Genomic DNA, 12581 nt, shown 5'->3' on the forward strand with positions numbered 1-12581 from the left:
AACGAACGCGGCTACGAATGGAATCGCAAGTAGCCCGACGAGGGGCAATCGCGAGGCAGGCATCGAAAGCATAACAAATAGTCGCGTCCTCCGTGGCTTAGTTATCCGGTTGGCCTATGACAATAGTATCATGCTACCGAAATGGTCTCCGTTAGTCTGAGCCTGTTGCAATCGGGACACCGATGAGATTCCCCCACTCTGTCCACGCACCATCGTAGTTACGGACGGACGGGTAGTCGAGCAACTCGGACAGTACGAACCACGTCAATGACGACCGCTCGCCGATGCGACAGTAGACGATGACATCGCTGTCTCTATCGATGCCTCGATTTCGGTAGAGCTCCGCCAGTGTCTCGGGAGATTTGAACCGCCCGTTAGACTGGAGGTTCTCTGACCACACGATGTTCTTCGCGCCGGGGATGTGACCGCCCCGCCGGGCCGATTCCGTCATTCCAGGCGGGGCAAGGATAGTGCCGTCGTATTCTTCTGGTAACCGGACATCGACAAGTTTTGTTGGCTTTGATAGAGCCCGTTTGACAGCGCTACGATAAGCTCTGACGTGTTCAAACGGGCCACGTGTGCGATATGACTGTGTCGGATAGGACGGCACAGCAGTCGTTGTCGGCCGGCCCGACTCAAGCCAGTGTTCCCGCCCTCCGTCTAGTAGGTACATCTCTTCGTGGCCGTAGTACGAAAGCATCCAGTACAGATGGGCTGCAAACCAGTTCGAGTTATCACCGTACAAGACTAGCGTCGAATCCTCTGTGATGCCACGCGCACCGAGCAGGTTAGCTAACGCGGTTTCCGACGGGATATCCCGCCGAGTCGCGTGCTGTAACTGTTGCTGCCAGTCGATACAGACCGCACCTGGAATGTGCCCCTGCTCGTAGAACGCTGTGTTGAGGTCTACCTCCACTAAGCATAGTTCATGGGACTCAGATTCGGCCTCGTCGAGGTGTTCTTCGAGCCACGCGGGAGTAACGACAGCATTTCTCACAGACTCTATAGTTCCACTCAGCCGTGCATTCATATGCAACTCACCATTGCCAGCGGCGGAGCTGGTCTATTTAAGAACATCTGACCTGTCCACATAACTCTAGCCTTGGTAGCCGACAATCATCAGCCAAGAACTAACTGTCAGACTGTGACCTACGCGGTCAGCCTTGTTTGGCTACCACGCTGCAGCGAACGTGAGCAGATCGATACCGATGATGAATAGAACGATCATGAGTGCGACAGCTATGACGACTTTGACAAACCACGGCAGAGAGCCATCAGCAGTGGTATTACTCATATTCAACCTTTGTTACCATGACGTCCTGAGCTTTTCGTTGTCCTACGACAAGTAATCGGATCCAGCGTGCCCACTCTCCAGCATACCGACATGGATAGCGGTCCGATTCGAACCGAAATTGACTGTACCGTTGATGCGTAAATTACAGTAGATGCGGGAGTTCGTCTTCGAAATCCGGTACGAAGCCAACACTGACGAGTTGATGGACCTGTTCATCGAGACACCGGAAGCCCGTTCCACGACGTTCCTCTGTTCGATGGGAAACGCGCAGCTCTGGCGGTTAGACCGCATAACCGGTCCCACCTCACTCGTCGAACAAGCGACAGCACTGTTGACAGGGTCGACGTACAATCAGTTGAGTATCAGTGACCGCGCCTGTGGTGGCCGTCACTACTGTGACGTACTGGAAAACAGCCCACAGCGAAGCCTCGTCTACAGCTATTTTGAAAATCTCGTCCACTGCGATTCAATCCCGACTATCACTAACCGGTATATAACCGGGGCACTCCTCTTCGAGATTATCCGTGAAGGGGACACTGAACGCTGGCGCATCCTTATGGAGGACGATAAAAAAGTCGGTATGCTGCACGACACGTTAGGCGGTCTGCTCCAAGACGGATTGTCTTTTCACTTCGACCACGTGAGTGACGCGACTGGGCCGTTGCTCACGCTGTTTGACTCAGTTTCTATTCGACCTGAACAGAGCCGAGTGCTTGAACTGGCCGCCGAAGAGGGATATTACGAAACCCCACGCGAAACGACCCTTGATGAGCTTGCAGCGGAACTCGATTGGCCACGCTCAACGGTTTCGTACAGGCTGCGAAAAGCGGAGGCTAGCCTCGTTGAGTCCTATATCTCGAGGAAGTAATCGGTCCCAGGGTACGGTCCCTATTCTGACTGGCTCACACGTCGTTCTTGGGTCGCTTCCCCAATACCTGCGTTCGCCGAACAGTTCGGACACGCGTAGACTTCTCCCTTTGTATCACTGAACACACGCTGGGGCTCAATTGAATCCACAGACGGCGCCGGGATAGGTCGTTAGAATCACGGGTATGAAGCGGGAGAGTAATGTTATGCACAACACCCTCTTCCGCTTCGTGAAGCAAGTGGCTTCGCTCGCTCAAAAGCTTACTGACGCTGCGCTGATGGAACTGAGTGATCCAGCCGGCAACGGGTTTGCCGGCTGGAAGCACGCAGTCTTGCTCTATCTGCGCGAACACATGAGCGCGGAGTACGAGGAAATCATCGACTGGGCCGAAGAGATGGAACGTGTTCGAGCGGTATTGAATCTTCAACGCGGGGAGTTTCCCGCGCCTTCGACGCTGTGTAAGGCGTTCAAACGGGCATCGATGACTGTCTGGCGACAGCTGCTCCGCCGGTCGGCGGAGCTGCTGGACCAGAATGGTCACGCCGCAATTGATGCCACCTACTTCGACCGTCAGCAGGCATCGTCTCACTACTTGCGACGGATTGATCGTTCCGTCAAAACGATCCAGACGACGTTTCTCGTAGATACAGCTGAGGGAGCAATTCTTGACTTACACTGCAGCACGAAGTGGCCTGACGAAACCAAGATCGGCCCGAAGGTCGCCCTGCGGAACGCGGGCGACCTTCGAAGCTTGGCCGCTGACAAAGGCTATGATGACATGAGCTTCCGTGAGGAGCTTCGAAACGCCGGGATTCGTCCGCTGATAAAGCACCGTGTTTTCGCTCCTTACGATCACGCACACAACGCCCGAATAGACGACGAGCTCTATGGTCAGCGATCACAGACCGAGTCCGTCAACTCCTCAATCAAGCGCTCGCACGGCTCCGCCGTCCGAGCGCGTGACTGGTTCCGCCAGTTCCGGGAGATAACGCTCATAGCCGGCGTTTACAACGTGGAGCAGGCAATTGAACGCTGAAACGCCGAAATTCGCCGGATTCAATTGAGCCCACGCTGGAACTGTTCGGATACGTGATGACCACAGGTGGCACATTGAGGCATCGGTTAGCTTTCCATAGAGTCGTCAGTGGCAGGTCCAGGACTTGGTCGTCAGGGACCTCCACAGGCCGGTTGTGTATTACGACCGTACACCCATAGCTACGTGGTTGTCGTACGACAAACCAATACCACTCTCACTTTGAGCGAGAGAGATACCGAAACACCGCAACTATTGTTTCAGTTTTCGCTATACTCCTTCTCGAATCCACGAAATTCCGTCCGGTGGGCTTCCTCGTCCCCGAGAATTTCTACTGCCAAGTCCTCCGTAACCGGGTCGTCAGCCTCACGTGCAAGATCCACTAATTGTCTATACGTCGAAATCGCGTCTTCTTCAGCGTCGAGAACGCCCCTGATGACTGCCAGAACATCAGTCGAATCCTCAGGGGGTTGCAGACTTTCCTGCTGGGCAGTAAACTCGGCGGATCCAGGTGGTCGAGCGTCCAGTTGTTTGAGTCGCTGTCCCAGTAACTCTGCATGTGTGAGTTCTTCTAGAATATCCTCTTCGAGACTCTCTTTGATCTCTTGCGCTCGAACACCATCGAGAACAATCGAATTAGTCCTGTAATTCATGACTGTCTCCAATTCTTCTAAGTACGCGCTCTGGAGTACCGAGATCACTTCATCTGTAGTCGAGGTCATCGGATAAGTGTTAGACTGGTGGAAATATAAGAATTGTATTGTCCTGTGACAAGCGTAGCGTTAGACCAAGACACCGGTACTGAGCAGGTGGACCTGCTGGACTGTTTAATAAATATCAGCGTTGACAGAACCTACACATCCCACGGAGGACACATAATAGCTGCTGAGTCGTCAGTGACGCTTATACTGGTACCAGAATGCAAGTGAAAGTTCATCACTTAGCGTTGATAGGCACTTCTGTCGCTGGTGGCATTTATGCGTGGCTGTACTTGAATAACGGCCCTGGCAAGTGTATCAATCTGCCGGCCACACACCGGGTTTCGAGTGTAAATCGGGGATGTCTGTTACGACTAATGGACAAGTCGGTACACAACCAATCTTGGTCTGACTGATGTCGCATGGGTCTCGTGCTCGCGATGACAGGCTCACCGGCACTCCGCCGCAATTCATATAATGTATGCAGAGTTAGAATATAGTAAGCCATGTCTCGAACTACTGCCACCATTCCGGATGATCTAACGGACCTCATGGAGGGGGCGGTCAAAGCGGGCATCTTCGAAAATAAGAGCGACGCAATCCGCCATGTACTCCGTGAATACTTCGAAGAACACGAGAATGCACGGGTTGCGGCTGCTGTCTCATTGTATGAAGAGGAGCGAATTACACTCGGGACTGCTGCTCGGCTTGCTGGGTTTAACCGCTTCGAGATGCGAGACATCCTTCGCGAGGAGGGTGTTGAACTTCGATTTGGACCGGAGGACATGGACGCCGCACGCGATGAAATAGACGTGGCTCGGAATCTCGAATGACAGGTGCGCCTGCTAACGCGACCGTTCTCAATACAACTGTTTTATCGAACTTCGCGCAGGTGGATCATATCGAACTAATAGTGGATCTGCCACGACTCGTCACGGTTCCTGCTGTCCAGATGGAACTCACCGAAGGAGTTGAAACACATCGCTATCTCGAACACGCAGTAACTGCGCTTGAAGAAAATATTCCTGTCGTTGAGCCATCAGCGGAGGCACACCAAATCGAGCAGTCTCTCTTGGAAACGCTTGACCCGGGTGAGGCTCAAGAACTGGCAGTTGCAGATGACGTTGCTGGAACGGTGATCACCGATGATGGTGATGCACGTCCGACTGCGAATCAACGGGGCATCGAACTAACTGGCTCGATTGGGTTGCTTGTCCGTTCTGTTGAGGCTGATCGCATTACAGCAACGACCGCAGACACGTATCTTAAACGCTGGATCGACGAGGCTGGGTTTCACTCACCCGCTAGGGATCTCGATGGGTTCCTCGACGAATAGCGTCAGGATGAACGACTGATATCCTGTTCACGCTTAGTGCAGATCTGGACGGTGGCTGGGTTCGGGTTGCGGTGGTTATTCTCTCGATCATCTATAGTCTTCACTGTCAGTGTGCCCTTCGAGCGCGGAATCTCGGCCTGTTCGTAGGGTACCTCGATCTTCTCATCCCACTCCCCCGCGTCGTCGGCCCATTCTTCGGGCGTGTCGACGGCGACCGCGTCGTCGTGGACCTCACGAGTGTTCTGGTCAAGCGCCTCGACGTCGATACGCTCCAACGCCGACAGGGCTTGGTGGGTGCAGTCTTCGTCGCTCATACGCTAACCAACACAATCGGCAAAATAGGGCTTTTGGCGGGCTATTAGCGGTTTGTGTTGGTTAGCCAGACGCCCTGTGATCAATGTGTTCACACCCCATCACTTCCAAGCAGTACTACCAAGTGCTAATAACGTATGTTACTAACACTAATTGCTACTATTATTAATATACACTACTAACAAGCATTAGTAACTCACGGTAATTATTAGTGATAGCAACACACAGGTATAACACATGCTGGCATATACGGTGTATAGCGAGGCTGGCGGCGTCGGCAAAACGACGACCGCAGCGAATCTCGCACACGCCCACGCGTCTAACGGACTCAAGACACTGGTTATCGACCTTGACCCACAGGAGGCCTCACTCTCCTACGTCTTCGGCGTCGATGGCGATCGCGATGACGGCGAAGCTGACAACATCGTCCGGCATATGGTCGGACGAGCGAAAGGCCCCTTCAAGGACCTCATTCGAGAGGACACGGGCGTCGACAATCTGGATGTCATCCCAGCCCACAATATGCTCTCGGGCTTGGACACGGCGATGCGTCGCGCCAAAAAGACCGAGGAGCAAATGAATCCTGATGTCGAGTGGGTCGAAGAGGAGCAACTCTACCAGCTACTCGGCCGCAACGGCATCCACGAAGAGTACGACGCGATAATCTGCGACCCGCAGGCCTCCGAGGGCCAGGGACTGTACAACGCGGTCATGGTCACGCAAACGGTCCTGATACCAGTCGAACTTTCGGGTAAGGGCTCGCTCAGTATCGACGGCCTAGAGCAACTCGTCGACGGCTTGGAGAACAATCTCGACATCGAAGTTGGCGTACTGGGAGTGGTTCCGGTCGCGTTCGGCGACACGACAGGTCAGCAGCAACATCTCGAAACGCTGCAAGAGGATATCAAATACGACGTTCCGGCGGTGTTCCGGAAGCGTGAGTCGCTGATGCAGGAGATGTGGGACGCACAGGCCACTGCCTATCAGGTCGTTGAAAATGCGTACAAGGACGGCGAGGAGGGCGTTCGTCGTGTTCCTGACCGGGAGCATGAAACGCTCGAAAAGTACGACGAACTCGCCGCGGAGATCAAGGAGGCGTTCGACGCATGAAGTCCGGTGCTGGCTCTCCGTTTGAGGACGACTTCGACGAAGAAGAGGACACTGAGGGATCCGAATCGTCTGAAGTCGAAGCCGAAACTGAATCCATCGCGACGGATACGAAGACGGAATCCGACACGAGTTCGGAGACAAGCCAACCCAGCGATTCACTCCCGTACAAGTACCGCCGCGATGGCGTCCAAGACGGCCGCAGTCATGCTAATCTCTTCTTACGGGAGGAAGCCGAAGAGCACGTCGAGGACGTCGTGGATGCGATGGAGGAAACCTTCGAGACTGAGTCGGTCTACAAAATCGACGTACTCGAAGCCATTGTTCTGGCTGCCAACGAAGACTCTCGGACAGTTGCAGACGAGTTGCGGAAGATGGGCTACGGGATGAAATAGCGAACCGATTGTTTTCGAACGCCTGACTATCTCTAGAGGCGATTCCTGTCAGAAAGAATCTATGGACATTCCATACAGCGATATGCAGTTTAAAGCAATATTTGCCAGACCACCGTAGAACTGTAAGTCTGGTTTGGGTCTGCTGTGGCAACAGAACTATCAAGTTTCAATGTGTTTGCCTCAGTATGCCGAAATCGGCTGATTCAGATTCAGAACCGGGAAAGCACGAGGGTTCCCCCGGGATTGAGCGGACGAAGCCGTGGCACTCCGCCGACGACGTCCCTTGGACGCTACTCACAGAAGACCAGCTCGCCGACGCCTACGAGGCTGTGGTCGTCCCGGCGCTGCGGCGGGACGGGTATGACCCCGAAACCGACAGGCCATCCTACGAGTGGCTCTCGAACAACGGCTTCCGCGGGCTCACGTACGCGCTGAAAGAGTACCACGACACGACCTTCGCCGAGTTCTGGGAGAACACACTCGAGTACGACACTGAATCCAGCGGCTACGACTGGGATATCGAACACGACGAGACACGCGAGTCGTTTCAGGAGTATCTCGACGCCAAGCAAGTGGCGGCGGACGACTGGACGGACAGCACCCGCGACACCATCCGCTATCGGCTCGCACGGTATGCTCGCTCCTACCGGGAACGCCACGGCACTGACAATCTTCTCTCGCCCGTCGACGCCGACAGCGACATTACCGAGACCGAAGCTGTCGACCGCTGCCGGGAGACCTTCGCCTACATGTCGAATGAGTACGCTGAGTCCACGATTGCACGCGTCCATGATGCAATCCGAACATGGTATGGCTGGCTCGTCGAACGGCGTGTGGCGACGGTCAACCCCACCAACGGCGCGGAGGATTGGTTCTCGTGGTCCCGCTCCTCGGACACCGACCCTGTCGCCCTCAACGCCGACCACGTCCGGGCGATGTTCGACGCTGCGCTGACCAGCCGCGACCGGATGCTCGTTGTTGCCCTCGCTGGCTGGGGCCTCCGGGCGGGCGAAGTCGCGGCGCTGCACCACGGCCAGCTGCACCTCGATGCCGACGACCCACACATCCAGTTCGACGAACGAAAGAACGGCCCCGGGACCGTCGCAATCGTCTTCGGGGAAGACGTGGCTCGCCGGCACGTCTCTCAGGTGGATGGCTACCTGTTCCCCTCGGAGCGCTCGAAAACCGGTCACGTCGACGGGACGACAATCGCCGGCTGGTTCCATGACCTCGCCGACAAGGCCGGCGTGCCCGAAGAGATCGACGGCGTCGCCCGGAAGCCACACATGGGCCGACGCTTCTGGTACGATGCCTACTCACAGACGACGCAGGATTTGCTGGAACACGTCCAAGATATCGCCGACGAACAGGGCAGTGCAAGCGCGAAGGTGGTCTTTGAGGACTACTTGACCGACGAGCGAAAGCGAGAACTCCGGCGAGAGTTTATGCGAGAGAAGCTGAGCGCGGCGTTTACGACCGAATAGATCCGAGTGAACGGTAAACTCTGGTTCATACGGCTCAATTGAATCCGGCGAATTTCGGCGTTTCAGCGTTCAATTGCCTGCTCCACGTTGTAAACGCCGGCTATGAGCGTTATCTCCCGGAACTGGCGGAACCAGTCACGCGCTCGGACGGCGGAGCCGTGCGAGCGCTTGATTGAGGAGTTGACGGACTCGGTCTGTGATCGCTGACCATAGAGCTCGTCGTCTATTCGGGCGTTGTGTGCGTGATCGTAAGGAGCGAAAACACGGTGCTTTATCAGCGGACGAATCCCGGCGTTTCGAAGCTCCTCACGGAAGCTCATGACATCATAGCCTTTGTCAGCGGCCAAGCTTCGAAGGTCGCCCGCGTTCCGCAGGGCGACCTTCGGGCCGATCTTGGTTTCGTCAGGCCACTTCGTGCTGCAGTGTAAGTCAAGAATTGCTCCCTCAGCTGTATCTACGAGAAACGTCGTCTGGATCGTTTTGACGGAACGATCAATCCGTCGCAAGTAGTGAGACGATGCCTGCTGACGGTCGAAGTAGGTGGCATCAATTGCGGCGTGACCATTCTGGTCCAGCAGCTCCGCCGACCGGCGGAGCAGCTGTCGCCAGACAGTCATCGATGCCCGTTTGAACGCCTTACACAGCGTCGAAGGCGCGGGAAACTCCCCGCGTTGAAGATTCAATACCGCTCGAACACGTTCCATCTCTTCGGCCCAGTCGATGATTTCCTCGTACTCCGCGCTCATGTGTTCGCGCAGATAGAGCAAGACTGCGTGCTTCCAGCCGGCAAACCCGTTGCCGGCTGGATCACTCAGTTCCATCAGCGCAGCGTCAGTAAGCTTTTGAGCGAGCGAAGCCACTTGCTTCACGAAGCGGAAGAGGGTGTTGTGCATAACATTACTCTCCCGCTTCATACCCGTGATTCTAACGACCTATCCCGGCGCCGTCTGTGGATTCAATTGAGCCGTTGCAAACACATCCCTGAGCGAGTCGTACGACTCGGACTCATCGGACTCCGTGGTCTCGGTATCGTTTTCGTCGAAGTCGTCGTCGGAGAACGGCGGGTCAACCTCAGACTCGTAGACTCTGGTATCGCCAGAGTTGATCTGTGTTTGGCGCTCCATCTTCGTCTGGCGTTCGCTAATCGGAGTGTCGTCACTCTCGGAGTCACCAGACGAGCCAGACGAGCCGGATGAGCCACTGTTGGTGAATCGGCTGTTGAGGGGACTTCCACTGGACCCGCTCCCGCCGCCAGAGGGCGGTGAGCCACCAGACCCGCTGCTGCCACTGCCGCCACCAGAGGGTGGAGCGGAGCCGCCTGAGCCACCGCCGCCGGAGCCATTGTTGCCGCCACCTCCGGAGCCGTTGGGACTACTGCCGCCACCGGAACCGGTGGGGCCGCCGCTAGAACCCCTCTTCATGCCGGCGGGGTTGGCTGCCATCTGGCGGTGGACCATCTGGGCACCCGTAGCAGCACTGCCGACACGCCCTTTTGCAGCGCCTGAGGCAGCTCGAATCGTGCCACCCGTCGCCATTGCTGCGCCGGGGCCACCGACCGCGCCAGCGCCGGCTGTCGCCGCCGCACCACCAGCCGCCGCACCGATCTTGAGTGGCTTTTTGCCGCCGGCGAGCGCCTGTTCGCTGACTTGGATTGCCACGCGGCTGCTGCGCTGAATGAGGACCTTCTGGGACTTTGCCGCCAAGTACAGCGTAACGAGGCTGATGAACAGCGATAACTTAGAGGGAAGTCCCCAGTTTGTCGCTTCAAAGCTCATGCGGATCAAGATTGCCGGCGGAATGCCCGCAGCGAGGACTCCGGGATACGCGCCGGCGACCTGTTTCGCCAGTCCCGAGAAGCGGTTCAGCGGCCAGACCTCGACCGCCCAGAACGTCGCAACCAGTGGCATCGACAGCGTCAGCAGGAAGACCAGCAGCCACCGAGTGATGAAGATGAACGCCGCCTTGAGGTAAACGTACAGTCCAACAACCATGAGGACGACGAAGATCCCAAGGCTGAACGAAGCGATTTCCTGAACTGAACCGATCATTGCGGCGATCTCTTCCTTCGACTGACCGGAGCGGTAGATTGCTTTTCCAATAGCATCGAAGAATTGCGTCCCCAGTGAGGCCACTGGGAGCCAGAAGAATAGTGAGAGGAAGGCAACTCCGAGTCGGCGTAGGAGTTTCTTCCGAATAACTGGGTTCATCGACCCGTACCTGAGCCCGATCATTGCCAAGACGATGAACTGCAGTCCGAGTGCCAACCCAACGATCCCGTCGAAGTAGATGCCCGATATTAACGAGTTCCACGGGGTATTACTCGCAGATTCGAACGCAATGTCAACTGGGGCTGCTGAATTCGGCCCTTCGGGAGCAGGCGTCCGCACCATCGGATCAATAATGACTCGGAAAAACCCCTGCAAATACTCGACTATGTCTGTTCTGAGGCTATCGAGGAAGCCGCGGATACCGGACGCGATTGCCGATGAGATTTCTCCAACCAGCCTCTCAGCGATTTCCTTCACGATATCCCCCGCAATTCCCGACTGCATTGCTACGTCTCCGTCTCCGTCTCTACTGAGGTAGCAGTGACTACCTCTGGCTCACCAGCTAGGGTTCGTTTGCACCCGTTACCGGTGGAGTCAAACCTGTCGGTATACTTGATAGGTTGGGTGACAGTAACCGGGTCACTCCAAAAGAATCCAACAGTCAATTCCTCCTCTCTCACAGTCGTTTCTTCGACTTTTACGCATTGTGAGCCATTGGCGAGGAGAAAAGTAAATTCGACAATACCGGTTTCGCCCGGCTTTATTGGCTCAAACGGGGCGTTGGCTTTGTTCTCTCCGTTGAGGATTGTCCGCGTTGCTGCGCCAGTTCGCTGGCCCACATTCCGGACAACCACCCCCAAGCTATCGTCGCGGATCTTTTCGTGCTCAGTTCCAGGGACGGCCTTCTCAAACTCAAACGTAGTGCCCAGTTCGAGTGGAATTTCAGTTTCGACACCATCGCCACGGAAATAGAGCGTGTGCTGGCCCCGGGGCAATGGCTCGTTGTTATCATCTCCTTCCGTTAGCAATAGGCTGGTCCAGGTTTCGCCGGAACTGAAGTAATCGCTGGAGAACTCCCGACCGGACTCTGTGATGATACTGACCGATGACGGGTCGATGTCATCAGTTACGGCGACTTCTAAGGCCAGTTCATTATTTCTCACCACTGGCACTGTCTAGTTGAGCGAGTTTGAGAAGCGAGGAGGTCGTAGCGAGAAGTGCCTATGCAACTCGCAGACCTCCTCAGAGAAACGTTAGATGAGGACAGCCAAGACGTTTGGGAGAATGAGCGCACTCCGACACCCGTCCGGCGATTTGGGGTGCGTCTCCATACTGCGGGGCTGTCGATCAGGGAGACGGTTGCGATCTTAGACTTGCTGGGTGTCGATCGTTCTCACGGCGCGGTCTGGAATTGGGTGCATACACTGTCTGAAGCACAGAGCGACCCGCCGACGGCGTCGCCGTCGCGGGTCGCGGTCGATGAGAAACAAATCGAGATTGACGGCGAAAAGAAGTGGTTGTACGCCGCTGTCGATACCGAATCAAAGCTGCTGCTTGAAGTTGACGTGTTCAGCCGCCGCGGGACTGACCCCGCGGCGGCGTTCCTGCATCGGCTCACTCAGAAACACGATGTCGCCGATTCAGTGTTTCTCGTTGATGCTGGCGGCTATCTGACTGCCCTCTCACGTCACGATTTGAGCGGTCGGCTCGACTACCGAATCCGGAACCACATTGAAAAGTGGTTCCAGACTGTGACCATGCGCATCGACCGCTTTCACTCCTTCTGGAGGGGCAGTCAATCAAGCGCGAAACAGTGGTTACGACGATTCAGACACCACTACAACCACGAACGGCCGAACCAAGCTCTTGACGGAAAAACGCCAGCTGAAGAGATTCAGAACTAGACAGTGCCTCACCACTTTAATTTTCGTCTCTTCGATGTAGTCGGACTGGTCTTCTGGCGGGCCGGCGCTTCCGTCACCTCCGTCACTGCTATCAGACAGCCC

General features: G+C 55.9%; 17 protein-coding genes. 8 read left to right on the forward strand and 9 right to left on the reverse strand.

Annotated features, from left to right (window positions below; translation table 11 throughout):
- Nucleotides 1–151 precede the first annotated feature (151 nt).
- Nucleotides 152–1030, reverse strand: coding sequence for a sulfurtransferase (locus BDK61_RS21880; protein WP_121304726.1), 879 nt, complete (start codon nucleotides 1028–1030; stop codon nucleotides 152–154).
- Nucleotides 1031–1171: 141 nt separating this feature from the next.
- Complete coding sequence (locus BDK61_RS24280) at nucleotides 1172–1294, reverse strand: hypothetical protein (RefSeq protein WP_279629733.1); 123 nt, start codon at nucleotides 1292–1294, stop codon at nucleotides 1172–1174.
- Between the two features lie 151 nt (nucleotides 1295–1445).
- Between BDK61_RS24280 and BDK61_RS21885 the strand changes: the two genes are divergently transcribed.
- Nucleotides 1446–2162, forward strand: coding sequence for a helix-turn-helix domain-containing protein (locus BDK61_RS21885; protein ID WP_121304728.1), 717 nt, complete (start codon nucleotides 1446–1448; stop codon nucleotides 2160–2162).
- A 20-nt stretch (nucleotides 2163–2182) separates the two neighbouring features.
- Here the strand turns inward: BDK61_RS21885 and BDK61_RS24515 are convergent, their stop codons facing one another.
- Nucleotides 2183–2311 (reverse strand): DUF7563 family protein, encoded by a 129-nt coding sequence (locus BDK61_RS24515; RefSeq protein ID WP_449405076.1) that lies wholly within the window; start codon nucleotides 2309–2311, stop codon nucleotides 2183–2185.
- A gap of 35 nt (nucleotides 2312–2346) precedes the next feature.
- On the opposite strand from BDK61_RS24515, the gene BDK61_RS21890 reads away from it, so the two are divergent.
- Nucleotides 2347–3198: an IS5-like element ISHma10 family transposase gene (locus BDK61_RS21890; protein WP_121301968.1), complete on the forward strand. Its 852-nt coding sequence runs from the start codon at nucleotides 2347–2349 to the stop codon at nucleotides 3196–3198.
- A gap of 20 nt (nucleotides 3199–3218) precedes the next feature.
- Here the strand turns inward: BDK61_RS21890 and BDK61_RS24520 are convergent, their stop codons facing one another.
- Both BDK61_RS24520 and BDK61_RS21895 read right to left on the reverse strand, forming a co-directional pair.
- The gene (locus BDK61_RS24520) at nucleotides 3219–3281 is read right to left on the reverse strand and encodes a DUF7563 family protein (protein WP_449405077.1); all 63 of its coding nucleotides are present in this window, start codon (nucleotides 3279–3281) and stop codon (nucleotides 3219–3221) included.
- A gap of 174 nt (nucleotides 3282–3455) precedes the next feature.
- A complete protein-coding gene (locus BDK61_RS21895; protein ID WP_004965268.1) occupies nucleotides 3456–3917 on the reverse strand; it encodes a ferritin-like domain-containing protein in 462 nt (153 codons plus the stop codon).
- A gap of 482 nt (nucleotides 3918–4399) precedes the next feature.
- Between BDK61_RS21895 and BDK61_RS21900 the strand changes: the two genes are divergently transcribed.
- Together BDK61_RS21900 and BDK61_RS21905 are read left to right on the forward strand one after the other, a co-directional pair.
- On the forward strand, nucleotides 4400–4726 hold the full coding sequence (locus tag BDK61_RS21900; protein ID WP_014030574.1) for a UPF0175 family protein: 327 nt from the start codon (nucleotides 4400–4402) through the stop codon (nucleotides 4724–4726).
- On the forward strand, nucleotides 4723–5229 hold the full coding sequence (locus BDK61_RS21905) for a twitching motility protein PilT (RefSeq protein ID WP_121304730.1): 507 nt from the start codon (nucleotides 4723–4725) through the stop codon (nucleotides 5227–5229). Before BDK61_RS21900 ends, BDK61_RS21905 begins: the two co-directional genes overlap by 4 nt.
- Nucleotides 5230–5231: 2 nt before the next feature.
- On the opposite strand, the gene BDK61_RS21910 is transcribed toward BDK61_RS21905, so the two are convergent.
- A complete protein-coding gene (locus tag BDK61_RS21910; protein ID WP_241244170.1) occupies nucleotides 5232–5543 on the reverse strand; it encodes a hypothetical protein in 312 nt (103 codons plus the stop codon).
- A 235-nt stretch (nucleotides 5544–5778) separates the two neighbouring features.
- Between BDK61_RS21910 and BDK61_RS21915 the strand changes: the two genes are divergently transcribed.
- From BDK61_RS21915 to BDK61_RS21925, 3 genes are all read left to right on the forward strand, one after another.
- Nucleotides 5779–6651: a ParA family protein gene (locus tag BDK61_RS21915; RefSeq protein ID WP_121304731.1), complete on the forward strand. Its 873-nt coding sequence runs from the start codon at nucleotides 5779–5781 to the stop codon at nucleotides 6649–6651.
- Nucleotides 6648–7043, forward strand: coding sequence for a hypothetical protein (locus BDK61_RS21920; protein WP_004965280.1), 396 nt, complete (start codon nucleotides 6648–6650; stop codon nucleotides 7041–7043). Before BDK61_RS21915 ends, BDK61_RS21920 begins: the two co-directional genes overlap by 4 nt.
- A 185-nt stretch (nucleotides 7044–7228) precedes the next feature.
- The gene (locus tag BDK61_RS21925) at nucleotides 7229–8527 is read left to right on the forward strand and encodes a tyrosine-type recombinase/integrase (protein WP_121304733.1); all 1299 of its coding nucleotides are present in this window, start codon (nucleotides 7229–7231) and stop codon (nucleotides 8525–8527) included.
- A gap of 62 nt (nucleotides 8528–8589) precedes the next feature.
- Here BDK61_RS21925 and BDK61_RS21930 read toward each other — a convergent pair whose 3' ends face one another.
- From BDK61_RS21930 to BDK61_RS21940, 3 genes are read right to left on the reverse strand one after another with little or no spacing between them, the layout of a single operon-like run.
- On the reverse strand, nucleotides 8590–9441 hold the full coding sequence (locus tag BDK61_RS21930; RefSeq protein ID WP_121302209.1) for an IS5-like element ISHma10 family transposase: 852 nt from the start codon (nucleotides 9439–9441) through the stop codon (nucleotides 8590–8592).
- Between the two features lie 18 nt (nucleotides 9442–9459).
- Nucleotides 9460–11079, reverse strand: coding sequence for a hypothetical protein (locus tag BDK61_RS21935; protein ID WP_121304735.1), 1620 nt, complete (start codon nucleotides 11077–11079; stop codon nucleotides 9460–9462).
- 2 nt (nucleotides 11080–11081) lie between these two features.
- Nucleotides 11082–11741, reverse strand: coding sequence for a hypothetical protein (locus BDK61_RS21940; RefSeq protein ID WP_244209996.1), 660 nt, complete (start codon nucleotides 11739–11741; stop codon nucleotides 11082–11084).
- Nucleotides 11742–11798: 57 nt separating this feature from the next.
- On the opposite strand from BDK61_RS21940, the gene BDK61_RS21945 reads away from it, so the two are divergent.
- Entirely contained in the window at nucleotides 11799–12479 is a 681-nt protein-coding gene (locus tag BDK61_RS21945) for an IS6-like element ISH17 family transposase (protein ID WP_121302507.1), read from the forward strand.
- The last annotated feature ends 102 nt before the right edge of the window (nucleotides 12480–12581 follow it).

The organism is Haloarcula quadrata (assembly GCF_003634715.1).
GTDB classification, from domain to species: Archaea; Halobacteriota; Halobacteria; order Halobacteriales; family Haloarculaceae; genus Haloarcula; species Haloarcula marismortui.

Bases quoted from the DNA above. Each gene is read 5' to 3' on its own strand.
- BDK61_RS21945 (WP_121302507.1), top strand. From the start codon at position 11,799: ATGCAACTCGCAGACCTCCTCAGAGAAACGTTAGATGAGGACAGCCAA.
- BDK61_RS21900 (WP_014030574.1), top strand. From the start codon at position 4,400: ATGTCTCGAACTACTGCCACCATTCCGGATGATCTAACGGACCTCATG.
- BDK61_RS21895 (WP_004965268.1), bottom strand. From the start codon at position 3,917: ATGACCTCGACTACAGATGAAGTGATCTCGGTACTCCAGAGCGCGTAC.
- BDK61_RS21930 (WP_121302209.1), bottom strand. From the start codon at position 9,441: ATGAAGCGGGAGAGTAATGTTATGCACAACACCCTCTTCCGCTTCGTG.
- BDK61_RS21905 (WP_121304730.1), top strand. From the start codon at position 4,723: ATGACAGGTGCGCCTGCTAACGCGACCGTTCTCAATACAACTGTTTTA.
- BDK61_RS21885 (WP_121304728.1), top strand. From the start codon at position 1,446: ATGCGGGAGTTCGTCTTCGAAATCCGGTACGAAGCCAACACTGACGAG.
- BDK61_RS21910 (WP_241244170.1), bottom strand. From the start codon at position 5,543: ATGAGCGACGAAGACTGCACCCACCAAGCCCTGTCGGCGTTGGAGCGT.
- BDK61_RS21925 (WP_121304733.1), top strand. From the start codon at position 7,229: ATGCCGAAATCGGCTGATTCAGATTCAGAACCGGGAAAGCACGAGGGT.
- BDK61_RS21880 (WP_121304726.1), bottom strand. From the start codon at position 1,030: ATGAATGCACGGCTGAGTGGAACTATAGAGTCTGTGAGAAATGCTGTC.
- BDK61_RS21915 (WP_121304731.1), top strand. From the start codon at position 5,779: ATGCTGGCATATACGGTGTATAGCGAGGCTGGCGGCGTCGGCAAAACG.
- BDK61_RS21920 (WP_004965280.1), top strand. From the start codon at position 6,648: ATGAAGTCCGGTGCTGGCTCTCCGTTTGAGGACGACTTCGACGAAGAA.
- BDK61_RS21890 (WP_121301968.1), top strand. From the start codon at position 2,347: ATGAAGCGGGAGAGTAATGTTATGCACAACACCCTCTTCCGCTTCGTG.
- BDK61_RS24280 (WP_279629733.1), bottom strand. From the start codon at position 1,294: ATGAGTAATACCACTGCTGATGGCTCTCTGCCGTGGTTTGTCAAAGTC.
- BDK61_RS21935 (WP_121304735.1), bottom strand. From the start codon at position 11,079: ATGCAGTCGGGAATTGCGGGGGATATCGTGAAGGAAATCGCTGAGAGG.